We start from the raw sequence: 22026 nt of genomic DNA on the forward strand, positions 1-22026 counted from the left end.
GGGGCCGCTGCGTGCAGCAGCGGCCCCGGCCCTCGTCGTACTTCTGAAAAACCGCGTGCCTAAGCGGACTTGCGGCTGTCACGCGGGTGTACCGCGATGTTCATCGCGCCGGACCTGAGGACCGCGAGGCGCTCCTCAAGAACCTCCTCGAGTTCTTCTCGAGTACGGCGCTCCATGAGCATGTCCCAGTGCGTACGCGCGGGCTTGCCCTTCTTCTCCTCCGGTCCGTCGCCGTCGACGAGAAGTGCCTGGGCCCCGCAGACCTTGCACTCCCACTCCGGCGGGATCTCCGCCTCCACCGAGAACGGCATCTCGAAACGATGTCCGTTCTGGCATGCGTACTCCACGGCCTGGCGCGGGGCCAGGTCGATGCCGCGGTCGGTCTCGTAGCTGGTCACCACGAGGCGCGTGCCGCGAAGAGCTCGCTCACTCATGAATCGTGCCTCCCGGGCTTGTCGCCCACAGGACAGGTCTGTCGCTGTCGTCGTCTTCCGGACAACGTCCGGTCGGCGGTAAAGATTCCCGTTAGCGGGTCATGCGTCGCCGTCGTATGCCGCCCCTTGTTGTACCCACCAGCGCCCGGTTTGTCACATCTGGCAGCAGATGTCACCCAGCGTCTCTCGAAGCTCAGCGCGCAGTAACGGTACGCCTGGCAGGCCAAACGCGTACACTACCGTCCTTCGCCGCCGGTTGCTAAATCCGCCCCCGGAACGGGAGGGTCCGCGTCGCCCGCCGCGGTCGGTCCTACCGGGCCTCAGACCCAGGTACCGCGCTCCTTCAGGACGTCGCGCAGCGTCCGGGTGTGGTCCGTCATGATGCCGTCGACCCCCAGATCGAGCAGCGCGTGCATGCGGTCCGCGTCGTTGACGGTCCACACGTGCACCTGGAGCCCCCGCGCGTGGACGGCGCGGACGAAGCGGTGGTCGACCACCCGCACCCCCGACTGCGCCTCGGGCACCTGCGCGCACACCGCCGAGACGCGCGGCGCCGCCGGCATCCCCAGGGAGCGCAGCCGCAGCGCCAGCACACCGCGCGTCCCGTACGAGGTCGCCAGGCGCGGCCCGGCGAGCCGCTGGGCCCGGGCCACCCGCGCCTCGGAGAACGAGCCGACGCAGATCCGGTCCCAGGCCCCGGTGCGCTCGATCAGTCCGAGCAGTGGCAGCAGGGCGGGCTCGGCCTTCACGTCCACGTTCCAGCGCGCCTCGGGGAACTCCTCCACGAGGTCTTCGAAGAGCGGCACCGGTTCCCGCCCCGCCACGCGCGCGTGGCGCACCCGCGCCCACGGCAGGTCCGCGATCCGGCCGCCGGTGTCGGTCACGCGGTCGAGCGTGGCGTCGTGCAACGCCACGAGCCGCCCGTCCGACGTGGCGTGCACGTCCGTCTCCAGGTAGCGGTAGCCCTCCTCGACGGCGCGCCGGAACGCCGCCGCGGTGTTCTCCAGGCCGTCGGCCGCCCCGCCGCGGTGGGCGAAGGCGATCGGCCCCGGGTGGTCGAGGTACGGGTGGCGTACGCGCGTGGTCACCGACGCAGTATCGCCCGCCCCGATGGACCGCCGGCGGCCACCACGCCTCCCGCGGTCGGCGCCGGGACGGCGAACAGGCACAGGAAGAACTGGGCGAGCGGCCCGATCACGAGGGCGTACAGAACGGTGGCCACGCCCAGGGTGCCGCCCAGCGCGAAGCCCGTGACGACCACCGCCACCTCCACCAGCGTGCGCATCAGCCGGATCGAGCGGCCGGTGCGCTCGTGCAGCCCCGTCATCAGGCCGTCACGGGGGCCGGGGCCGAACTTGGCGGCGATGTACAGGCCGGTCGCCACGCCGTTGAGGACGATGCCCGCCGCCATCAGCGGGATCCGCAGCCCCAGGCCGTGCGCGTCCGGCACCAGCGCGAGCGTGCCGTCCATGGCCAGGCCCACGACGAAGACGTTCGACACCGTGCCGAGGCCGGGGCGCTGCCGCAGCGGGATCCACAGCAGCAGTACCGCGACGCCCACGTAGATCGTCACCACGCCGATCGACATGCCGGTCAGCTCGGCGAGCCCTTGGTGCAGCACGTTCCAGGGCTCAAGGCCGAGGCCCGAGCGCACCAGCAGCGCCGAGCTCACGCCGTACAGGACCAGACCCGCGTAGAGCTGGACGAAGCGGCGGACGAGGTGCCCGCCGGCCGGGCGCCTGAGGGTGAAGCGGCCCGGACGTGCCGGGGCCGGGACGGACGGATCTGCGTGTTCCGTGGACAAGGGGTCCCCCGTTGGTGGTGGTGGCCTGACGCATGACACTCTGTGGCTTGGCGCACGGCGCCAACCATGGCCAATTCGATGAAGGTGGACTGGGATCATGGCTCAGTGGACATCGGCGGTGGGCTCGGCCCAGCTCGCCCGGCTGCTCACCTCCCAGCAGACGCGCCCGGCGGGCGCGGGCACCCGCCGCCCGCCCGCCTACCGCGCCCTCGCCGACGGCATCCGGCTCCTCGTCCTAGAGGGACGCGTTCCTGTGGCCGCGCGCCTGCCCGCCGAGCGGGAACTCGCCGTCGCGCTGTCCGTGAGCCGTACCACGGTCGCCGCCGCGTACGAGGCGCTGCGGGGCGAGGGGTTCCTGGAGTCCCGCAGGGGAGCGGGGAGCTGGACCGCCGTCCCGGCGGGGAACCCGCTGCCCGCGCGCGGGCTGGAGCCCCTGCCCCCGGAAGCCGTCGGCTCCATGATCGACCTCGGCTGCGCGGCCCTGCCCGCCCCCGAGCCCTGGCTCACCCGCGCCGTCCAGGGCGCCCTGGAGGAGCTCCCGCCGTACGCGCACACGCACGGTGACTACCCGGCCGGGCTGCCCGCCCTGCGCGCCGTGCTCGCCGAGCGCTACACCGCGCGGGGCGTGCCGACCATGCCCGAGCAGATCATGGTCACCACCGGCGCCATGGGCGCGATCGACGCGATCTGCCACCTCTTCGCGGGCCGCGGCGAGCGCATCGCCGTCGAGTCCCCCAGCTACGCCAACATCCTCCAGCTCATGCGCGAGGCGGGCGCGCGCCTGGTGCCCGTGGCCATGGCCGAGGGGCTGCGGGGCTGGGACCTGGACCGGTGGCGGCAGGTGCTGCGCGACGCCGCGCCGCGCCTCGCGTACGTCGTCGCCGACTTCCACAACCCGACCGGCGCGCTCGCCGACGAGGACCAGCGCCGGGGCCTCGTCGACGCGGCCCGCTCCGCGGGCACCGTCCTCGTCGTCGACGAGACGATGAGCGAACTGCGCCTCGACGACCTCGCCATGCCGCGCCCCGCCTGCGCCTTCGACCCGGCGGGCGCCACCGTGATCACCGTCGGCTCGGCCAGCAAGGCCTTCTGGGCGGGCATGCGCATCGGCTGGGTGCGGGCCGCGCCCGACGTGATCCGCAGCCTGGTCGCCGCCCGCGCCTACGCCGACCTGGGCACCCCCGTCCTTGAACAGCTCGCCGTGAACTGGCTGCTCACCACCGCGGGCTGGCAGGAGGCCGTGGACCTGCGCCGGGCGCAGGCCCGGGACAACCGCGACGCGCTCGTGGCCGCCGTGCGCCGGGAGCTGCCCGACTGGGAGTTCGACGTGCCGCGCGGCGGCCTGACCCTGTGGGTGCGCACCGGCGGTCTGTCCGGCTCGCGCCTCGCCGAGGTCGGCGAACGCGTCGGTGTCCGCGTGCCCTCCGGCCCCCGCTTCGGCGTGGACGGCGCCTTCGAGGGCTACGTCCGGCTGCCCTTCACGGTCGGCGGGGCGGTCGCGGACGAGGCGGCGGTACGGCTCGCGGCGGCGGCGCGGCTCGTGGAGACCGGGGCGGGCGGGGCGGTGCAGGGGGCGTACCCGTTCGTGGCGTGAGGGGCCGGGGGCCGGTCCGCCTGTGACCAGCGTGACCAGGGGGAGGCCGGGGGCGTTCCCGCCCCCGCGTCAGCCCTCCGCGCCGGCGGGGGCCACCGTGAGCGCCGCGTCCACGTCGGCGGCGGTGTCCGGCTCCGGTGCCGGGACCAGGTCGTCGTCCGCGGGCGCCGTGCGCTCGGGGAGCAGCTCCATGACCGCCTGCCGGTGCGCCTCGCTCGTCGCGTCGTCGTACGGGTCCGGCGTCGCCGGGACCTGGAGCCGGTGCACCCGGCCCGCGCCGAGGCGGGCGTAGCCGCGGCCCGCCGGGACCTCGGCGGTGGGCGTCGTGGGTGGCGCCGCCCCGAGGATCGCCTGCAACTGGTCACCGGGGGCGGGGCCGAGCACCACGCGCGCGCGGGTGTGCTGGCGTACCCCGTCACTGAGGGCGTCCAGGCTGTCGAGCTGCTCGGCGACGACGACGGTGACGCCCGCCGCCCGGCCGTGCCGCAGCGGCACCTGGAGCAGGGACTGCGGATCGCGGTGGCCGTCGGCCGAGGCCAGGTGGCCGAGCGTGCCGGGGCGGTCGAGGATGATCCACAGCGGGCGCTTGACGTCCTCGGGCGGCGGGTGGCCCGCCTGCCGCGCGCGGTTGGCGGCGATCAGGCGCCGCTCCGTCTCGTGCGCCGCCCACTCCAGGGTCGCGAGCGCCCCGGCGAGCCCGCACTCCACGGTCAGGACGCCCCTGCGCCCGATCAGACACGCGTAGTCGCCGGTGCCGCTGCCGTCGACGATGACGACGTCGCCGTGGAGCAGGGCCTGGAGGGCGAGGGAGCGCAGCAGCGTGGTGGTGCCGCTGCCGGGCTGGCCCACGGCGAGCAGGTGCGGCTCGGTCGAGCGGGGTCCGGTGCGCCACACCACGGGCGGCGCGTCGCGCTCCTCGCCGCCGTCGGTCACGGGCAGGGTGCGCTGGACGGCGCTCGGGTCGGTGAACCCCAGGACGGCCTCGCCGGGCGCGGTGACGAACCGCTGCGCGGCGATCCCGGTGGACAGCGGCGGCAGCACGTCCACGATGAGGGAGTTGGCCTCCTCGTCCCACTCGAAGCGGTACTCGCGCCCCCGGCCCGACTTGGCGTGCAGCAACTGCTCGATCCGCGCGCGGGACTCCGGCTCGACGTCCGTGAAGTGCGCGGGATAGCGCACCACCAGATGGGACACGCGGCCGGTGTCGTCGAACTCGTAGGCGGGGAAGGCGGGCTCCCACTCGCCGCCGTGCGTGAACAGCGGAGTCGGGTCGTCCGGGACGGAGAAGTACGGCACCAGCGCCTCGTAGAGGGACTGCAGACGCTGGGTCCGCGCCTCCTCCACGTCCGCGGAGGGCTCGTCCACGGGGGGCCGACGGCCCGTCCAGGCGGCGGCCGCCATCAGGGAGACGGCGGCGAGCAGGGGGCCGTACGGGATGAGCGCCACGACCAGGATCACGGAGGTCGCGAGGAACAGCAGCGGTCCCCGCCGGTCCTTGGGGGTCGCGGACCACTTGCGGCGGCCCGCCCCGGCGAGGCGGCCGAGACCCCGGGTGATGGTGATCAGCGGATGGAGGACGTCCGTGGCCCCGTCGGCGACCGACCGGGCCAGCTCGCGGCCGCGCGTGAGGTGCTCCCGGCCGCGGGCGATCTGGGCGGTGCCGGTGCTCAGGATGCGGGGGAGGGGGCGCCGGGCCACGTCGGTCTCCTCGCTGCGGTGGTGAGGGGCTCGGCCGTCAGAACTTGATCCCGCCGAGCAGGCTGGCGAGGCTCGCGCTGCCCGCCTTGATGCCGGGCGCGATGGCGGTGCCCGCGAGGAAGAAGCCGAAGAGCGCGCAGATGATCGCATGGGACGGCTTGAGCCCGTCCTTGCGGAAGAAGAGGAAGACGATGATGCCGAGCAGCACGACTCCGGAGATGGACAGGACCATGAGAGTTCTCCTGAATGAGGGGGGCAGTCACCATCAGTACTTCCAGGCTCACAGCATGTATCCATACGAGAAGAGGCGCAAATGGGGGAAATGAATGATATTTCCCCCTAATGGCGGCGGGGTGCCGGGAGGGGCCGGAGAAGGGGCGGGCGATGCGTGCCGCCCGCCGTGAGCTTTGCCGCGGACGCGGTCGGTCATGTGCCGTGACGGGCAGTACCCTGTCGATTCACTCGTCCGGCCGCAGGGTCCCGCGGCCGGGCACCCACGGGCTCCGGCGATCCCGCCGGACCCGGCCCACCCGTAGCGAAAGGCGGTCTCCCATGAGTGAAGCCCCCGACCCCGAGGTCGTGGAGCTGGCGGGCAAGATCTTCGATCTCGCGCGCGCCGGTGACGCCGACGCGCTCGCCGCCTACGTCGACGCGGGCGTGCCCGCGAACCTCACCAACGACAGCGGTGACTCGCTTCTCATGCTCGCCGCCTACCACGGCCACGCGCCCGCGGTCCGCGTCCTCGTCGAGCGCGGCGCGGACGTCGACCGCGCCAACGACCGGGGCCAGACGCCGCTCGCCGGCGCCGTCTTCAAGGGCGCCGACGACGTGATCAAGGCGCTGCTCGACGGCGGAGCCGATCCGGCCGCGGGCACGCCGTCAGCCATCGACACGGCACGCATGTTCGGCAAGGCGGAGCTGCTCACCTTGTTCGGGGCCGCCTGAGCGGGGGTACTCGACCTGGTGCGACGGGGGCGCCGGAAATGTGGTCGCGGCGGGTGGAACCGCTGGGTCATCATGACGACGTGATTCACGGACGCGACGTCGGGGCAGGTCCTGCCGCGGCACGTGGCCCGTGATCGGCCCGTCCCGGGCCTGGTGCCCGGGGTCCTCGGGCCACCGACGAGAGGCAGAGGAAAATGGTCTTCGACAAGCAAGAGACGGCGGGCGGCCCGACGTGTTGGCGCACGGCCAGGTAATGCGGATTCCCGGTTGCGTCGACGCTTGATGTGAGGCTGTTTCCCATGTTCGAACCGGTCATAGCGCCCAGCGGTACGCTGCTCGGCCTGTTGCAGAGGGGCCGCGGCGACGGCACGCTGCACGCGCTCACCGCCCCCCGCGCCGAGGCGCTCTCCGCCCTCGACCACTGCGTGCTCAACGACCCGCGGCACGACTGGCAGGTGGAGAACCGCTCCCTGTACTACGCCCGCCTGTACCTCGACCTGAACGGCGAGCTCGACGCGGTCGAGCGCCACCTCTTCGACCCCGAGGACGTCCTGGTCACGGACGACACCCGGACCGGCCTCGCGCTCTCCGTCCTCGGCCACCTGGCCTCCTACGACCGCCCGGACGCCCTGCGGATGCTCCGCCGCTACGCGCGGACCGGCACGAACTGGGCGTGGGCCCTGGACGAGCTGGCCCTGCGCGACGACGACGCGGCCCTGCGCGCCCTCGCCGGCCCCGTGCTCGCCCGGTTCCCCGCCGACGCCGAGGGCGAGGCCGCCCTCGCCGCCGCCGTCCGGGACGCCTTCGAGCCGCGGCCCTGGCGGCTGTGGGCCGAGGATCCCCGCCCGGAGATCGGGGCCCGGGTGCGCGCCGCCCAGGAGCGCGGCTCCTTCGACCGCTGGCAGCGCCAGATGGAGCCCTCCGGGCCGCGCCCCGGCTGGAGCGTCAGGGCCGTGCTCGACTGGGCCCAGGAGGGCCTGGAGCGGGGGGCCGCGCTGCACGTCCCGGCCGCCCGCTGCCTGTCCGCCGTCGCCGGACCCGAGGACCGCGCCGAGATCCTCGACGCCGCGCGCCATGGCACGGACGGGGCCCGCGGCACCGCCCTGCGCTACCTCGCCGACGTCCGCGACCCCGACGTGCTCGACCTCCTGGAGGAGGCGGCGCAGAGTCCGTCGGCCGCCGTCGTGGACGTCGCCGCCGAGACCTTCGAACGGATGCGCTCCGCCGCCGCCGTGCAGCGGGCCCGCCAGTGGGCCGGACGCCCGGACGCGCTGGGCGCGGCCGCCGGACGCGTCCTCGCCTGCCGGGGCGGCGCAGAGGACAGCCCCCTGGTGCTCGCCGCGCTCCGCGAGGCCGTACGCGGCCAGGGGCCGGACGCGCCGACGCTGTGGCCGCTCGTCGACGGGGCGGGGCGCCTCGGCATCGGCTGCGCGGCGCCCGTCCTGCGCCACGTCTACCGCGAGACCGCCTCCTCCCACCTCCGGGGCCGCGCCGCCCGGGCGCTGGCCGCGACCGACCCCTCCTTCGCCGCCGGGTTCGCCGTCGAGTGCCTGTGGGACTGCGAGGAGTCCACGCGTGAGGTCGCCGCGCGGCACGCCGAGACCGGCGACGCCCGCGTCGCAGCCCAGCTCAGGCGGCTCGCCACCGATCCCGCCGAGGAGGACGACGTGCAGTCGGCGGTACGGAGCCGGATCGGGCCGGACGCGCCCGCTGTGTGAGGCCGCTGAAGGCCGTCGGTCCCGGCCGGGCGGCTGGGGCAGTCCGGAGCGAGGCCTGGGCAGCCTGATCGGCTTGGGCAGGGCGGGGCTTGCGGGTCCGGCGGCCAGGTGGCGTGGCGGCGTGGCGCCGCCGTCCGGGTCCGTCCGGCCACCGCTCCGCGCGCAGCGGAACGCTCATGGGACGTTCCTCGCCCGGAAAGATCCACGTTGACGTGGGCACGCCCGATCTGACGACAACACCGGTATGCGTGTCGTCATCGTCACCGAATCCTTCCCGCCCGACGTCAACGGGGTGTCGCACTGCGCCCTGCAGACCGCCCGGCAGCTCGTCGCCCGCGGTCACGACCCCCTCGTCATCGCCCCCGCCACCGCTGCCACCACGGCCTCCAGCGACTCCGCCACCACCGCCTCCAGCGCCTCCGCAACCACCGCCGACGCCGGTCACGACGGCTTCGCGCCGTGTCCCGTCCTTCGCGTCCCGTCCCTGCCGCTGCCCGGATACCCGCAGGTCAGGGTGGCCCTGCCGACACGGCGACTCGCCGCCGCGCTGACCGCGCACCGGGCCGACCTCGTCCACCTGGCCAGCCCGTTCGTGCTCGGGGCCCGGGGCATGGCCGCCGCCGCGCGCCGCCGTCTCCCCACCCTCGCCGTCTACCAGACCGACATCGGTGGCTACGCGCGTACGTACGTGGGTCTGGGCGAGGCCGCTGCGTGGCGGCGCATCCGGGCCGTGCACGGGGCCGCCGACCGCACCCTCGCGCCGTCCACCGCCGCCGTCGCCGACCTGGAGGCGCACGGCGTGCCCAGGGTGCGCCTGTGGCCGCGCGGTGTCGACACGGACCGCTTCCGTCCGGGGCGGCGCGACCCCCGGCTCCGGCGCGCGCTCGCCCCCGGCGGGGAACTCCTCGTCGGCTACGTGGGACGGCTGGCGCCGGAGAAGCACGTCGAGCTGCTGTCACGGGTGTGCGCCCTGGACGGCGTACGGGTGGTCGTGGTGGGCGACGGGCCGAGCGCGCCCGCACTGCGGACCGCGCTGCCGGGCGCGCGGCTGCTCGGGTGCCGTACCGGGGACGAACTCGCCCGGCTCTTCGCGTCCCTGGACGTGTTCGTGCACACCGGCCCCCTGGAGACGTTCTGCCAGACCGTGCAGGAGGCCATGGCCAGCGGGGTGCCCGTGATCGCGCCCGCCGTCGGCGGACCGCTCGACCTCGTCGTCCCCGGGCGCACCGGCAGCCTGGTGCCGCCGGGCGACGCCGACGCCCTCCGGGACGCCGTCTGGGTGCTGGCCGCCGACCCCGGGCTGCGGGCGGCGTACGGCGCCGCGGGGCGCGCCGCGGTCGCCGGGCGGACCTGGGACGCGGTGGGGGAGCAGCTCCTCGGGCACTACGACGAGGTGCTCGCGCAGCGGACGGCGGTGGCGGCGTGACTCCGGCCTCCCCCGTCTCTCCGGGCTTCCCCGTCTCTCCGGGCTTCCCCGTCTCTCCGGGCTTCCCCGTCTCTCCGGGTTTCGCTGTCTCTCCGGGCTCCCCCGTCTCTCCGGGTTTCGCCGTCTCCTCGGGTTTCGCCGTCCCTGCGGGTTCTCCGGCCTCTCCGGGTTCTCCGGCTTCCCCGGGCTTCCCGGCTTCCCCGGGCTTCCCGGCTTCCCCGGGCTTCTCAGTCCCTTCGGTCTCTTCGGTGCCTGTGTCCCCGAAGTCGCCGGTCCCTCCGGTCTCCTCGGGACGGGCGCCCGTGCGGCCCCGGGGCTCGATACCCGTGCGTCACACCGGGCCCTTGCGCATCGTGCGTCTCGCCAACTTCGTGACGCCCTCCTCGGGCGGTCTCCGCACCGCCCTGCGGGAGCTGGGCCGGGGCTATCTGGCCGCCGGGCACGAGCCCGTCCTGGTCGTGCCCGGGGAGCGGGCGACGGCCGCCGATACCGAGCAGGGCCTCGTCATCACCCTGCCCGGGCCCGTGCTGCCGGGGACGGGCGGCTACCGCGTGCTCGCCGACCGGCACGGCCTGACCCGCCTCCTGGAGCGCCTGGCCCCCGACCGCCTGGAGGTGTCGGACCGTACGACGCTCCGCTGGACCGGGCGGTGGGCGCGCCGCGCCCGGGTCCCGGCCGTGATGGTCTCCCACGAGGCCGCCGACGCCGTGCTGCGCACCTGGGGGCTGCCACCGCGCCTGGCCCGGCGCGCCGCCGACACCCTCAACACCCGTACCGCGTACGCCTACGCGCGCGTGGTGTGCACCACCCGCTGGGCGGAGCGCGAATTCGTCCGCATAGGGGCCGCCAACGTCGTCCGGGCGCCCCTGGGTGTGGACCTTCGGGACCGCCACCCCGGACTGCGGGACACCCGCCTACGGGGCCGCCACGCGCGCGGGGACGAGGCGCTGCTGCTGATGTGCTCCCGGCTGTCCGTGGAGAAACGTCCCGGCATGGCGCTCGACGCGCTGGAGACACTGCGCGGTCGGGGCGTTCGGGCGGTGCTCGTCGTCGCCGGGGACGGGCCGCTGCGCGCCCGGCTCGAACGGCGGGCCCGGGAGCGGCGGTTGCCGGTGTCGTTCCTCGGCCACGTCGCCGACCGTGCCGCGCTCGGGGCGCTCCAGGCCACCGCCGACGTGTGCCTGGCGCCGGGGCCCTGCGAGACGTTCGGCCTGGCGGCGCTGGAGGCGCTCGCGTGCGGGACCCCCGTGGTGGCCAGTGCCTCCTCCGCGCTGCCGGAGATCGTCGGCGGGGCGGGCGCGGCGGCCGCCGACACGGCGGACGCGTTCGCGGACGCGGTAAGGGCGGTGCTCGCCCGGCCCGAACGGGACCGCCGGCAGCGGGCACGCGCGCGTGCGGAGCGTTTCGGGTGGGACGCGGCGGTGGCCGCGTTCCTGGCGGCACACGACGCGGACCCCGATGTGCTGTCGGCGGACCCCGACGCGCTCTGCGCGGATTCCGGTGTGCTGGCCACTGGTTCCGGCGGGATCTGCGCGGACCCCGACGTGCTCCCCGCAGACCGCGGTCCGCTGGCTGCGGGTCCCGGTGGGCTCTCCGCGAACCCCGGCGCGGTCTTCGCGCATTCCGACGCCGTCTTCGCGCATTCCGACGCGGTCTTCGCGGGTCCCGATGTGATCCCCGCGGGCCCCGACGTGATCCCCGCGAACCCCCACGCGATCCCCGCCGATCCGGACGTGTTCCCCGCGGACCCCGACGTGACGACCGCGGCTCCCGGCCGCCGTGCCCTTCCGTTCCCCGGGCTCGGCGGTGTCCTTCCGGCCGGCGACGGCCCTCCCGCCGGCCCCGGTGGTGGCGCATGAGCGCGCTCACCTACGTGGCCCTCGGGGACTCGCTCACCGCGGGCGTGGGCGACCCGGTGGGCGGTGCCTGGCGTGGCTGGGCGGCGCTGCTGGCCGAGGGGCTTGGCAGCACCGAGCGGCCCGTGGCCTTCCGCAATCTGGCCGTGACCGGCGCCCGTACCTGTGACGTCCTGCACCGCCAGCTCCCTGCGGCCCTGACCCCGCGGCCCGGCCTGGTGTCCGTGGTCGTCGGCGTCAACGACACCCTGCGCAGCACCTTCGACGTGCACGCCGTGGCCGGGCGCCTCGACACCGTGTACCGGACCCTGACCGGGCGCGGGGCGGTCCTGCTCACGGCCTGCCTGCCCGACCCCGGGGCGATGCTCGGGCTGCCGGGGGCCCTCGGCCGCCCCCTGGCCCGGCGGCAGCGGGCGGTGAACGCGGTCGTGCACGCGCTGTCGGAGCGCTACGGCGCCCTGCACCTGCACGCCGCGGACGAGGAGTGGGTCGCCGACCGCACCCTGTGGAGCGCCGACCGGCTGCACCCCGGCGAACGGGGCCACCGGGTGTTCGCCGCCCGCTGCCACGCCCTGCTCGCCGCCGAGGGTCTGGCCCTGGGCGCCCCGCCCGGGACCGAGCCCGAACTGCCGCCGCCCACCCGCTCGGCGAGCCTGCGGTGGCTCGCCACGGCGGGCACGGGCTGGGTGGCCCGGCGCTGCACCGACCTGCTGCCCCACCTGCTCGCGCTGGCCGCCGCCGAGGTGCGCCACGGGCTGCGCGGTACGAGCGGCGGCCTGGACGTGCGGACGTCGCACTCCGTCACGGCGGCGCTCGCCGGACTCACGCACCCTAGGAGCGCACCCCTAGAAGCGCACCCCTAGGAGCCCGCTCAGCGCCAAGGCCCCCGCCCCGAGGCCACGAACCGCACCGGGGTGCCCGGTACCGCCTGCGCGGCCCCTGCCAGGTCCTCCTGCCGCACCACGCCCACCACCGGGTAGCCGCCCGTGGTGGGGTGATCGGCGAGGAACACCACGGGCCTGCCGTCCGGCGGCACCTGGACCGCGCCGAGGACCATGCCCTCGCTGGGCAGCTCGCCGCGCACCGCGCGCTCCAGCGCGGGCCCCTCCGTCCGCAGGCCGATGCGGTTGCTCGCCGAGGACACGCGGTACGCGCGCGTGGTGAGCGTGCGCAGGGCCCCGGGCGTGAACCAGTCCGCGCGCGGCCCGGCCGTCATCCGCAGCACCAGCTCGCGCGGCGGCGCGGGCTGCGGGACGGCGTCCACGCGCGCGTGCGGGCCCCCCACGCCGCCCAGGGGCAGGACGGCGCCGTGCGCGAGGGGCGGCGGACCGAGGCCGGAGAGCAGGTCCGTGGAGCGGCTCCCGAGCACCGGCTCGACGGCCACACCGCCACTGAGGGCGACGTAGGCGCGTACTCCGCAGAGCGCGGTTCCCACGTCCAGGAGCGCCCCGGCGGGCACCCGCACCGGCGCGCCCCAGGGGGCGGGCCTGCCGTCCACGGTCACCGGGCAGGGCGCGCCGCCCACCGCGACGGTGACCGCGCACCGGGGCCGCAGGGCGCAGCCGTTGAGGGTGGTCTCCAGGACGGCCGCTTCCGGGGGGTTGCCGACCAGCCGGTTCACGAGGGCGGCGGCGGGCCGGTCGAGGGCCCCGGAGCGGGGCACCCCGAGGTGGGCGTGGCCGGGGCGCCCCTCGTCCTGCACGGTGGTCAGTGCCCCGGCCCGTACGACCACGACGGCCCGGTCCGTCATCGGGCCTCCGGGACGAAGCGGACCCGCACACCGGGGGACAGGAGCGCGGCCGGCTCACGCGTGTGGTCCCACAGCACGGCGTCCGTGGTGCCGATGAGCTGCCAGCCGCCGGGCGACGGGCGGGGGTACACGCCCGTGTACGGCCCGGCGAGGGCGACGGACCCCGCGGGCACCGTGGTGCGGGGCGTGGCCCGGCGCGGCACGTCGGGCAGCCTCTGGAGGCCCGTCAGATAGCCGAAGCCGGGCGCGAACCCGCAGAAGGCGACGCGGAACTCGGCCGCCGCGTGGATGCGCGGCACCTCCCGCACCGGCACCCCCCACGCGTCCGCCACGTCGGCCAGGTCGGGGCCGTCGTAGCGCACGGGGAGTTCCAGGACGTCCTCGGTGCGCGGGGGCAGCGGCGGGACGTCCCAGGAGGGCAGGCGGGCCGCGAGCCGCCCGGGGTCGTCGAGGCCGTCCAGGAGCACCGTGCGGGCCGCGGGCACGATCTCCCGCACCACGAGGTCGCCGGCGGCGCGGCGGCGCAGCAGCTCGGCGTGCAGGGCCTCGGCCGCGGCCCCGTCGGCGAGCTCGACGAGCAGCGCCCGCTCGCCCATGGGCAGCACGCGCACGTCCGGGCGCGTGGCGGAACCGGTCACGTGAAGGCCTCCACCCGGGCACCCTTCGCCTCCAGGGCCGCGCGGACCCGCCGCGCGAGCTCCACCGCCCCCGGTGTGTCGCCGTGCAGGCACAGCGAGCGCGCGCGGACCGCGATGCGCCGCCCGCTCAAGGCGGTGACGGCGCCGTCCGTGGCGAGCCCGACGGACCGTGCGACCACGGCGTCCGCGTCGGTGACGACCGCGCCGTCGGCGCCGCGCGGCACGAGGGTGCCCTCGTCGGTGTACGCCCGGTCCGCGAAGGCCTCGGTGACGACCGGGAGCCCGGCCCGCTCCGCCGTCTCCAGGAAGCGGGAGCCGGGCAGGCCGAGCACCGGGAGCCGGTCACCGGCCAGCAGCACGCCCTCGACGACGGCGCCCGCCTGCTCGGCGTCGTGGACCACCCGGTTGTAGAGCGCGCCGTGCGGCTTCACGTACGACACCCGTGTGCCGGCCGCGCGGGCGAACACCTCCAGGGCGCCGATCTGGTAGGCCACCTCCGCGGCGAGCTCCGCGGGCGGCACGTCCATCGCGCGGCGCCCGAAGCCCGCCAGGTCGCGGTAGGAGACCTGCGCGCCGACCCGCACGCCGCGCTCGGCCGCCCGCTCGCACACGCGCCGCATGGTGGCCGCGTCGCCCGCGTGGAAGCCGCAGGCCACGTTGGCGCTGGTGACGACGGACAGCAGTTCGTCGTCGTCGGTGAGCCGCCAGCGTCCGAAGCCCTCGCCGAGGTCGGCGTTGAGGTCGATCGAGGCCCAGGTCATGAACGGGGTCGCTCCTGTTCGTCCGTGTGCGCCGGCCGCGCAGGCCGTGCGTGTTCATCGTTCATGGTCGTCGGTGCGTGGTCCCCGCGCGCGGGCACCGTCTCCGCGTCCCCGCGCGCGGGGGAGCCACACCCGTAGGGGGCGCCCGGCGGTACCGGGCCACCCCGGGGTGGCGGTATCAGGCCACCCTGTACTGCTCGTCGCGGGCGTCGGTGAGGAACATCCGTCCCGGCGCGTGGGTGAGCGCGAACGGCGGCCTGGAGGCCGTCACGGCCGCCTGGGGTGTGACCCCGCACGCCCAGAACACCGGGATGTCGTCGGGCTCGGCCTCCACCGGGTCGCCGAAGTCGGGCTCGCCGAGGTCGGCGATGCCCAGCCCGGCCGGGTCCCCGCAGTGGACGGGCGAGCCGTGCACGGCGGGCAGCAGGGCGCTCTCGCGGATCGCCGCCTCCAGGTGCGCGGGCGGCACCGGCCGCATGGAGACCACCATGGGACCCCGGAGCCGTCCCGCGGGCCTGCACGGGCGGTCGGTCACGTACATGGAGACGTTGCGGCCCTGTTCGACGTGGCGCAGCGGCACACCCGCCGCCGCCAGGGCCCCTTCGAAGGTGAAGCTGCACCCGATGAGGAACGCCACCAGGTCGTCGCGCCAGTGGGCGAGCACGTCGGTGGGCTCGTCGATCAGCTCCCCGTGCTCCCACACGCGGTAGCGCGGCAGGTCCGTGCGCAGGTCGGCGCCCGGGGCCAGCGGCGTGGTCCAGGCCCCCGCGTCGGTGACGTCGAGCACCGGGCAGGGTTTCGGGTTGCGCTGGCAGAACAGCAGCATGTCGTACGCCCAGTCGGCCGGGACGGCGATCAGGTTCGCCTGGGCGTAACCGGACGCCCAGCCCGCCGTGGGGACGCTGAGTCCGGCGCGGAAGCGCTCCCGGGCCTTCCCCGGGGTGATGTCGCGGGTCTCCGTAGAGGTCACAGCAGTTCCCTTCCGCGTGTCTCGGGCAGCCCGAGGAGGGCGATGACGGCGAGCGCGTAACCGAACGCCCCGAAGATCAGCGCGCCGCCCACACCCCAACTGTCCGCGAGGAACCCGACGGTGGTGGGGAACACGGCGCCCACCGCGCGCCCGGTGTTGTACGTGAAGCCCTGTCCGGTGCCGCGCACGGCGGCCGGGTACAGCTCGCTCAGGAACGAGCCGAAGCCGCTGAAGATGGCCGACATGCAGAAGCCCAGCGGGAAACCGAGCACCAGGAGAAGGCCGTCGGCGCCGTCCGGGATGTTCGTGTAGGCGACGATGCTCGCCGCGGAGAGGAACGCGAACAGCGTGATGTTGCGCTTGCGGCCCAGCTTGTCGGTGAGGTAGCCGCCGGTCAGGTAGCCGAGGAAGGCACCCGAGATCAGGAGCGTGAGGTACCCGCCGGTGCCGACGACCGTGAGGCCGCGGTCGTCCTTCAGGTAGGTGGGCACCCAGGTGGCGAGCGTGTAGTAGCCGCCCTGGACGCCGGTGGACAGGAGCACCGCGAAGAACGTGGTGCGCAGCAGGCCCGGCTTGAAGATGGCCGTGAACGAGCCCTTGTCGGCGCTCTCCTCGCGCGCGGCGGCCGCCTCCGGCGCGTCCTGGACGTTGCGGCGCACGTACACCACGAGCAGCGCGGGCAGCGCGCCCGTCCAGAACATCACGCGCCAGGCCAGGTCGTCGTCCAGGAGCTGGAACACCAGGGTGTACACGATCGCGGCGAGGCCCCAGCCGACGGCCCAGGCGCTCTGGATCGCGCCGAGCGTGCGGCCGCGGTTCCTGGCGCTCGCGTACTCGGCGACCAGGATGGCGCCGACGGCCCACTCGCCGCCGAAACCGAGGCCCTGGAGGGCGCGGAAGACCAGCAGCGTCTCGTAGTTGGGCGCGAAGCCGCAGGCGACGGTGAACACCGCGTACGTGATCACCGTGATCAGCAGGGCCTTCACGCGGCCGATGCGGTCGGCGACCACGCCCGCGACGGCGCCGCCCACCGCCGAGACGACCAGCGTGACGGTGGTGAGCAGGCCGGTCTGGCCGCTGTCCAGGTCGAAGTACGCCTTCAGGGCGACCATGGTCAGCGGCAGTGTGAAGTAGTCGTAGGAGTCGAGCGCGTACCCGCCGAACGCGCCGGTGAAGGCGCGGCGGCCACGCGGCCCGAGCGCGCGCAGCCAGCCGAACGCGCCGCCGTCGTCGCGGACTCGGACGTCGTCCCGCTGGTCGCCGACGGGGGTCGGAGAGGGCGGTGGAGTCGTGCTCACGGGCACCTCGCAGGGGGGATGGGCGGTGCGGAAGGGTGCTTCTGAAGGGCTGAGCATGGCGGCGCGGTGCGGGGAGCGGGAGCCGCTTGCCGGACAACGTAGAGGATTGTTCAACGATCCCTCAATACCCGTGTTGTTTCGTTCTTCTCCCTGCGGTTGAATCCGGGCATGGCTGAGGGGATCGCTGAGCATGGCTGAACTGACGGGTCTCGCCGACGACCGCGCGCTGCTGGGCCGCACCAGCACCGCCGAGCGGGTCGCGGACATCCTGCGGAGCCGCATCGCCGAGGGCTACTTCCCGCCCGGGACCCGGCTGTCCGAGGACAGCATCGGCGGCGCCCTCGGTGTCTCCCGCAACACCCTGCGCGAGGCCTTCCGGCTGCTCACGCACGAACGCCTGCTCGTGCACGAGCTGAACCGCGGCGTCTTCGTGCGGGTCCTGACCGTCGAGGACGTCGAGGACATCTACCGCGTGCGGCGCCTGGTCGAGTGCGCCGTCGTCCGCGGCCTCGGCCGGCCTCCCTACGCCGTCGACGGGCTCGCCGCGGCGGTCGCCGAGGGCAGGGCGGCGGCCCGCGCGCGGGACTGGAAGGGCGTGTCCACCGCCAACATCCACTTCCACCGCGAGCTGGTCGCGCTCGCCGGCAGCGACCGCACCGACGAGGTCATGCGCAGCGTCTTCGCCGAACTCCGCCTCGCCTTCCACGTGGTGGACGACCCCCGCCGCCTGCACGAGCCCTACCTCGCCCGCAACCGCCAGCTCCTGGAAGCCCTCCAGTCCGGCGACCGCACCGAGGCCGAACGACTCCTGACCGAATACCTGGACGACTCACTGAGCGGCCTGGTCGACACCTACGCCCGCCGAGTGGCGGAAGGCGGCCTGGGGACACGCTGAGACAGGGGGCCCCGTCAGGGGCGGGTCCCCGCCAGGGGCGCGGGGAACTGCGCGCTCAGCCACGAGGCATCCGCGGATGACGGCGGGGCCAGGGGCGCGGGGAACTGCGCGCCCAGCCACGACGCACCCGCGGAAGGCGACGGCGCAGAGCGAGGAACCCAGCCCGTCCGGCGCCTGAGGACGAGGCCGAAGGCCGATGCCCCCGCACCCGGCGAAGCCACCCCGCACCCCGGCGCAGCCCACCGCCGAAGCCAGGGATCTGCGCCGTTTCGACCGTTGTCAGACCGAGGACCTAGTCTGTGCACCGTGACTTCGCCTGCCGTACCGGACACCGCTCCGTCCCAGCTCAGCGCGGGGCCGCGGCCCGCGCCGGGCCCGGCCGCCGACGAGGGCCTGGCACGGCGCCTGCGCGCGCTCGCGTGCACCGCGCCGCTGCACGACCTGGACGCCCGCAAGGCCAACCTCGCGGGCGAGTACTCGGTGTACGCCATGGCGGAGGTGGCCCTGTCCGCCATCGACCTCGTCACGCTGAACATGGACTTCGACACGGGCGCCGACCACGAGCAGATCGTCGCCCGGCTGCTGCCCCGCGTCGCTGCCCAGGCCCCGCACCGCCCGGCCGCCGAGCACGAGCGCGTCGCCCGCTGGGTCCTGGAGAACCTGATCAACGTCGGCAGCGTGGACCGCGGCTTCCGCGCCGTCTACGGCACCTTCGACCCCGACGGCACGTACGTCCGGCGGGACTACGACTTCAAGCTCATCGAGGAAGTGCCCGGATACGGCGGCGGGGTCTACCTGCGCACCACCGACGAGGCGGTGAACGTCCTGGTGGGCGCCCTCGACACGGACGTCACCAGCGCCCAGATCGCCGCCGAGGTGAAGCTGGAGGTGCTCATCAGCCGCGGCCGCCTCGCCGACGCCCAGCTCGCCGCCGAGCAGGCCCGCTACCGCACGGTGCAGTACTCCGAGACCCTCCGCAAGGCCCTCGACGCCACCCGGCGCAACGTCCGCGCGGTGGACTGGCTGCGCGCCGTCCCCGACATGATCGCCGAGGCCCTCGACCACGTGGCCGACCGGTACCGCCACGAGAACGCCATCCTGACGAACATCCGCAAGGCCCGCGACGAGTCCGAGGACCCCGAGCAGAAGCGCCGCGCCGCCGAGCTCGTCGACATCGTCAAGGACTGCATCCGCCGCCACACCCAGCTCCAGTCCCGGCTCCTCGAAGCCGGCCCCCTGTTCCGCGCCGAGCAGGACCGGCAGGCCTTCGCCACCCCGGCCGCGCGCGCGGGCCTCGACCTGTACGGCCAGCTCCTCGCGCCCCTGCTCCCGCTCCCCGCCGAGCGGGCCACCCGCGTCACGGACGCCTACTTCACGCACGGGACGGGCCTGCGCACCCCCGTCTCGGTGCGCGTCGGCGACCTCGTGGACATACTCCTGACGCCCCCCATGGAGCGCGAGCACCTGGGCGCGGAGATGCCCGAGCCCGACCTCGTCGCCACCCCCGACGACAGCCGCTTCAGCGAGGAGCAGCTCGCCGCCGCCATGGAGCTGCTCGCCCTGCCGCCCGACGCGCCCCGCAGGCTCTCCGGCCTGCTCGCCGACGCCCGCCGCCAGGACCCCGAGCTGCCGTACCTGGTCGCCCTGCTCGCCGTGCACGCGGCGAGCCCGCCCGTCGGCACCGCCTATCGGCAGGGCGAGGAGCGGCTCCTGTTCGCCGTGGACGACGGCACGGAGCTCGACGACCCCGAGTTCGGCGGCGCCGACCTCGTCGTCGGCACGGCCCTGCTCGACGCCGCGGGCATGGCCGCGGACCGGACAGAGGCGGCATGACGCCCCGCCCGCGCGGCACCGCCCCGAGCGCCGCAGACGTACGTACGACCGATCGCAGCAAGGAGCCGCAGCCGTGACCGACCACCCCGCAGAGCACACCGCGTGGGGCGAGCCGGACGCCGCCCCCGCCCCGGCGGCCCCGGCGGCCGTGACGCCCGCCGACGCGGCCGACGCCGCCCGGCTCGTCGCCTTCGGGCTCCAGCCCAAGCTCCAGCCCGCCCGCGACCAGGAGTACGGCGAGCTGCTGCGCCGCTACCGCGAGGACCCGCCCTTCGCGCGCCTCGCCGACGCCGTCGCCACCGGCCTCGGGCTCGTGGTCCTTGAGGTGTCCCCGCGCGCGGGGATGGCGGTCACCGCCGCCGAGGACTCCGTGTTCGCCGTCCGCATGGGCGACTACGCCCGGCGCGCCGCGGCCGACTCCACCGACCGGTTCCTGCACGGCCTCGCCCACCTCGCCGTCGCCACGATGGCCTTCCCGCGCCCCGAGGACCTCGCCGACGACGGCTACATCGGCCGCGTCACGGTCAACGGGGTCGACGCGTTCGTCCGCCAGGCCTGCCGCCGCCTGGAGGAGCGCGCCGAGGAGGCCGGCGAGAACACCGACCCGGCCACCGACGCCCCCGGCCTGGAGGCCGCCTGGCGCGTCTGGGCGCGGCGCAGCTCCACCGGCGCCACCAAGGACGCGCGCAGACTCGCCGGGTCCACCACCGGCATCGTCGGCAAGGCCGTCGCGTTCCTCACCGACTCCGGGTTCCTCCAGCGCACCGGCGACGACTCCGGAGGCACGTACCGCACCACCGCGCGCTACCAGCTCCAGGTCCGCGACATGGCGGGCAGCGCCGCCATGGCCGAGCTCCTGGAGCTCGGCGTCGTCCCCGTCACCGACGGCTCGGCGACGCTCCTGCCCCCCGACGAGACCGACGACCTGGAGCTGGTGGCCGACGCGGGCCTGCCGTTCCACTCCTGACGCCCGGCCGGGCCGCGGCGCTCGCGAACGCCCCGCGCGGGGCCCCGCCCCAGGGCGGCCCCCGAGCGCCACGGACCGCCGCCCCGCCGTCCCCCACGTCTGACCGACCGACGACTTACGACGAGAGTCCGCCGCCATGTACGAGCTGTCCCGGGTCCGCCTCTACTCCATCGGACCGGCCGGTGCCCGCTACGCCGACACCGTCCTCGACCTGCGCGGCGTCGGCGACGTGGTGCCCGACCCCGCGCCCGCGCAGGCGGAGTTCTTCGAGGAGGAGCCCGTCGGCCCGCCGCGCAGGCCCGCCCCCGCCGGCGTGCTCTTCCTGGAGAACGGCGGCGGCAAGTCCGTCCTGCTCAAGCTGATCTTCTCGGTGATGCTGCCCGGCCACCGCAACACCCTGGGCGGCGCCAGCTCCGGCGTGCTGCGCAAGTTCCTCCTGGCCGACGACTGCGGCCACGTCGCCCTGGAGTGGCAGCACACGCTGACCGGCGAGTGCGTCGTCGTCGGCAAGGTCAGCGAGTGGCGCGGCCGCCAGGTCTCCAACGACCCGCGGAAGTTCGCCGAGGCCTGGTACTCCTTCCGCCCCGGACCCGGCATGAGCCTGGACTCGCTGCCCGTCGCCGAGTCCACCGCCGTCCGCCCCGCCGCCGAGGGCGCCTCCGGCGCGCAGGGCCGCCGCCGCACCATGAAGGGCTTCCGCGACGCCCTCACGGAGGCGGGCAAGGCCTACCCGCACCTCGAAGTGCACTGGGAGGAGATCCACGACCGCTGGAACGAACACCTCGGCGACCTCGGCCTCGACCCCGAACTCTTCCGCTACCAGCGGGAGATGAACGCCGACGAGGGCGAGGCCGCGGGCCTGTTCGCGGTCAAGAAGGACTCCGACTTCACCGACCTGCTGCTGCGCGCCGTCACCGACACCCGCGACACCGACGGCCTCGCCGACCTCGTCCACGGCTTCGGCAACAAGCTGGGCCGCCGTGCCGAGCTCATCGCCGAACGCGACTTCACCGCGGGCTCCGTCGACCTCCTCGGCCGCATCGTCGACGCCGCCGACACCCGGGCACGCGCGCGTGACGTGCACGCCGGCGCCGAGCGCCGCACCCGTACCCTCGCCCGCCGCCTGTCCGCCCGCGCCACTGAGGAGCGCGGCCGCGCCGCCGACCTCGCCGAGCAGGTCACGGCCGCCGCCCACACCGTCACGGAGGCCGAGCGGGCCCGTGAGCGCTCCGCCCTGATCTCCGCCGAACTCGCCTACCGGCACGCCTCCCTGGCGCTCACCGTCGCCGAGAAGGCCGCCGCCGCCCAGCGCCGCGAACTCACCGACGCGCGCACCCTGCACGCCGCCTGGCAGGCCGCCGAGGCCGTGCTCCGCCACCGGGCGGCCGCCCCCTGGTCCGCGCGCGTGGCCGCCGCCGTCCGCGAGGCCGAGCGCGCCC

General features: G+C 75.3%; 18 protein-coding genes and 2 pseudogenes. 10 read left to right on the plus strand and 10 right to left on the minus strand.

The window, feature by feature from the left end; translation table 11 throughout:
* Positions 1-59 precede the first annotated feature (59 nt).
* The 3 genes from IE330_RS31380 to yczE form a co-directional block, all read right to left on the minus strand.
* Positions 60-434, minus strand: coding sequence for an RNA polymerase-binding protein RbpA (locus tag IE330_RS31380; RefSeq protein WP_030360404.1), 375 nt, complete (start codon positions 432-434; stop codon positions 60-62).
* 320 nt (positions 435-754) lie between these two features.
* Positions 755-1522 carry a glycerophosphodiester phosphodiesterase family protein gene (locus IE330_RS31385; protein ID WP_190139564.1) on the minus strand — a complete coding sequence of 256 codons (768 nt, stop codon included), beginning with the start codon at positions 1520-1522 and terminating at the stop codon, positions 755-757.
* On the minus strand, positions 1519-2121 hold the full coding sequence (gene yczE / locus IE330_RS31390) for a membrane protein YczE (RefSeq protein ID WP_190139579.1): 603 nt from the start codon (positions 2119-2121) through the stop codon (positions 1519-1521). Before yczE ends, IE330_RS31385 begins: the two co-directional genes overlap by 4 nt.
* Before the next feature lie 214 nt (positions 2122-2335).
* On the opposite strand from yczE, the gene IE330_RS31395 reads away from it, so the two are divergent.
* The gene (locus tag IE330_RS31395; protein WP_190139565.1) at positions 2336-3832 is read left to right on the plus strand and encodes an SCO1417 family PLP biosynthesis transcription factor; all 1497 of its coding nucleotides are present in this window, start codon (positions 2336-2338) and stop codon (positions 3830-3832) included.
* 69 nt (positions 3833-3901) lie between these two features.
* Here IE330_RS31395 and IE330_RS31400 read toward each other — a convergent pair whose 3' ends face one another.
* Both IE330_RS31400 and IE330_RS31405 read right to left on the minus strand, forming a co-directional pair.
* Positions 3902-5530, minus strand: a complete 1629-nt coding sequence (locus tag IE330_RS31400) for a hypothetical protein (protein ID WP_190139566.1) — start codon at positions 5528-5530, stop codon at positions 3902-3904.
* Positions 5531-5567: 37 nt separating this feature from the next.
* A complete protein-coding gene (locus IE330_RS31405) occupies positions 5568-5762 on the minus strand; it encodes a hypothetical protein (protein ID WP_190139567.1) in 195 nt (64 codons plus the stop codon).
* 320 nt (positions 5763-6082) lie between these two features.
* On the opposite strand from IE330_RS31405, the gene IE330_RS31410 reads away from it, so the two are divergent.
* The 5 genes and pseudogenes from IE330_RS31410 (at position 6083) to IE330_RS31430 (ending at position 12338) form a co-directional block, all read left to right on the plus strand.
* A complete protein-coding gene (locus IE330_RS31410; RefSeq protein ID WP_190139568.1) occupies positions 6083-6475 on the plus strand; it encodes an ankyrin repeat domain-containing protein in 393 nt (130 codons plus the stop codon).
* A gap of 299 nt (positions 6476-6774) precedes the next feature.
* Positions 6775-8193, plus strand: coding sequence for a HEAT repeat domain-containing protein (locus IE330_RS31415; protein WP_190139569.1), 1419 nt, complete (start codon positions 6775-6777; stop codon positions 8191-8193).
* Between the two features lie 244 nt (positions 8194-8437).
* On the plus strand, positions 8438-9619 hold the full coding sequence (locus IE330_RS31420; protein ID WP_190139570.1) for a glycosyltransferase family 4 protein: 1182 nt from the start codon (positions 8438-8440) through the stop codon (positions 9617-9619).
* 326 nt (positions 9620-9945) lie between these two features.
* A pseudogene (locus tag IE330_RS31425) lies at positions 9946-11070 on the plus strand (glycosyltransferase); the annotation flags it as partial.
* Positions 11071-11474: 404 nt separating this feature from the next.
* The gene (locus IE330_RS31430) at positions 11475-12338 is read left to right on the plus strand and encodes an SGNH/GDSL hydrolase family protein (RefSeq protein ID WP_190139571.1); all 864 of its coding nucleotides are present in this window, start codon (positions 11475-11477) and stop codon (positions 12336-12338) included.
* 8 nt (positions 12339-12346) lie between these two features.
* On the opposite strand, the gene IE330_RS31435 is transcribed toward IE330_RS31430, so the two are convergent.
* From IE330_RS31435 to IE330_RS31455, 5 genes are all read right to left on the minus strand, one after another.
* Positions 12347-13225, minus strand: a complete 879-nt coding sequence (locus IE330_RS31435; protein ID WP_190139572.1) for a 5-oxoprolinase subunit C family protein — start codon at positions 13223-13225, stop codon at positions 12347-12349.
* A complete protein-coding gene (locus IE330_RS31440; protein ID WP_190139580.1) occupies positions 13222-13836 on the minus strand; it encodes a 5-oxoprolinase subunit B family protein in 615 nt (204 codons plus the stop codon). Before IE330_RS31440 ends, IE330_RS31435 begins: the two co-directional genes overlap by 4 nt.
* Positions 13837-13859: 23 nt before the next feature.
* A complete protein-coding gene (locus tag IE330_RS31445; RefSeq protein WP_190139573.1) occupies positions 13860-14624 on the minus strand; it encodes a LamB/YcsF family protein in 765 nt (254 codons plus the stop codon).
* A gap of 178 nt (positions 14625-14802) precedes the next feature.
* Positions 14803-15594: a putative hydro-lyase gene (locus IE330_RS31450; RefSeq protein ID WP_190139574.1), complete on the minus strand. Its 792-nt coding sequence runs from the start codon at positions 15592-15594 to the stop codon at positions 14803-14805.
* Positions 15591-16892 (minus strand): MFS transporter, encoded by a 1302-nt coding sequence (locus IE330_RS31455; RefSeq protein ID WP_373314770.1) that lies wholly within the window; start codon positions 16890-16892, stop codon positions 15591-15593. The genes IE330_RS31450 and IE330_RS31455 overlap by 4 nt, the downstream gene beginning before the upstream one ends.
* A 190-nt stretch (positions 16893-17082) precedes the next feature.
* On the opposite strand from IE330_RS31455, the gene IE330_RS31460 reads away from it, so the two are divergent.
* The 4 genes and pseudogenes from IE330_RS31460 to IE330_RS31475 all read left to right on the plus strand — a co-directional run.
* Positions 17083-17787 (plus strand): GntR family transcriptional regulator, encoded by a 705-nt coding sequence (locus IE330_RS31460; RefSeq protein WP_190139576.1) that lies wholly within the window; start codon positions 17083-17085, stop codon positions 17785-17787.
* Between the two features lie 306 nt (positions 17788-18093).
* Positions 18094-19620, plus strand: coding sequence for a hypothetical protein (locus IE330_RS31465; protein WP_190139577.1), 1527 nt, complete (start codon positions 18094-18096; stop codon positions 19618-19620).
* A gap of 73 nt (positions 19621-19693) precedes the next feature.
* Positions 19694-20587 (plus strand): hypothetical protein, encoded by an 894-nt coding sequence (locus IE330_RS31470; protein ID WP_190139578.1) that lies wholly within the window; start codon positions 19694-19696, stop codon positions 20585-20587.
* Between the two features lie 136 nt (positions 20588-20723).
* Positions 20724-22026, plus strand: a pseudogene (locus tag IE330_RS31475) (hypothetical protein); the annotation flags it as partial.

The sequence above is a fragment of the Streptomyces longispororuber genome (genome assembly GCF_014656095.1).
GTDB lineage: Bacteria > Actinomycetota > Actinomycetes > Streptomycetales > Streptomycetaceae > Streptomyces > Streptomyces longispororuber.

Bases quoted from the DNA above. Each gene is read 5' to 3' on its own strand.
- IE330_RS31380 (WP_030360404.1), bottom strand. From the start codon at position 434: ATGAGTGAGCGAGCTCTTCGCGGCACGCGCCTCGTGGTGACCAGCTAC.
- IE330_RS31395 (WP_190139565.1), top strand. From the start codon at position 2,336: ATGGCTCAGTGGACATCGGCGGTGGGCTCGGCCCAGCTCGCCCGGCTG.
- IE330_RS31405 (WP_190139567.1), bottom strand. From the start codon at position 5,762: ATGGTCCTGTCCATCTCCGGAGTCGTGCTGCTCGGCATCATCGTCTTC.
- IE330_RS31410 (WP_190139568.1), top strand. From the start codon at position 6,083: ATGAGTGAAGCCCCCGACCCCGAGGTCGTGGAGCTGGCGGGCAAGATC.
- IE330_RS31415 (WP_190139569.1), top strand. From the start codon at position 6,775: ATGTTCGAACCGGTCATAGCGCCCAGCGGTACGCTGCTCGGCCTGTTG.
- IE330_RS31420 (WP_190139570.1), top strand. From the start codon at position 8,438: ATGCGTGTCGTCATCGTCACCGAATCCTTCCCGCCCGACGTCAACGGG.
- IE330_RS31430 (WP_190139571.1), top strand. From the start codon at position 11,475: ATGAGCGCGCTCACCTACGTGGCCCTCGGGGACTCGCTCACCGCGGGC.
- IE330_RS31435 (WP_190139572.1), bottom strand. From the start codon at position 13,225: ATGACGGACCGGGCCGTCGTGGTCGTACGGGCCGGGGCACTGACCACC.
- IE330_RS31445 (WP_190139573.1), bottom strand. From the start codon at position 14,624: ATGACCTGGGCCTCGATCGACCTCAACGCCGACCTCGGCGAGGGCTTC.
- IE330_RS31460 (WP_190139576.1), top strand. From the start codon at position 17,083: ATGGCTGAACTGACGGGTCTCGCCGACGACCGCGCGCTGCTGGGCCGC.